At 72.5% G+C, this 775-nt stretch carries 1 protein-coding gene; it reads left to right on the top strand.

The features are described 5' to 3' along the window. Window positions 1-56: 56 nt before the first annotated feature. A partial coding sequence (locus Cco03nite_RS42040; RefSeq protein WP_239168099.1) for an AAA family ATPase occupies window positions 57-775 on the top strand: 719 nt, incomplete at its 3' end.

Below are 775 nucleotides of genomic sequence, written 5' to 3'. Positions count from 1 at the left end.
TGGCGGCGGCCGGGGTCGCAGCCTCGCTGGGCCGACCGGAGCAAGTACTTCCGGCAGTGCAGCTGGCCGCGTCGATGGCGCCGTTCCACGAACCCGTCCAGGCAGGTCTGGTCCGCGTCCTCGGCGCCGCCGGTCGCCAGGCGGAGGCGCTGGCGGTGTTCCGCACGGTCCGCGACCGCCTCGCCGGCGAGCTCGGCGTCGATCCCGGTCCGGCGCTCGTGGACGCGCACCGGCAGGTCCTGACCTCGGCGTCGTTGCCTTCCGCCGGCCCGGCGACGGTCCAGGTCGCCGTTTCGGCGCCCTCTGCTCCGACGGCAGGCATTGTTGGACGGACTGCGGAGCTCGCAGTTCTGCAGAGCACCGTGGAGCGGGCCGTCGCCGGGCAGACGGCGATCCTCTTCATCGAAGGCGAACCTGGTGCCGGCAAGACCCGCCTGCTGGAGGAGACCGCCGCCATCGCCGACCAGCATGGTGCGCTCGTCGTCTGGGGCTCCGGCCTGCAGGGCGACGGCGTGCCGTCGATGTGGCTGTGGGAGCGGGCACTCGGGCCGGTCGTCGACAGCCTGGCCGAGCCGGCACGGGAGAAGTGGCTCGCCAGTGAGATCGGTAGCATTCTGGAGCAGCGCGACGACGCCGCCGGCACCCGGTCGCTTCCCGGCGGCAACGCCCAGTTCCGGCTGTTCGAACAGGTCGTCGCCGTCATCGGTGAGGCGTCGACGCACCGGCCGACCCTGCTCGTGTTCGACGATCTCCACTGGGCCGACGCCACATCGCT

This window comes from Catellatospora coxensis (genome assembly GCF_016862635.1).
Taxonomy (GTDB): Bacteria; Actinomycetota; Actinomycetes; order Mycobacteriales; family Micromonosporaceae; genus Catellatospora; species Catellatospora coxensis.
Note: the sequence above shows the minus strand (reverse complement) of the source record. Positions and strands in the feature narration are given on the sequence as shown.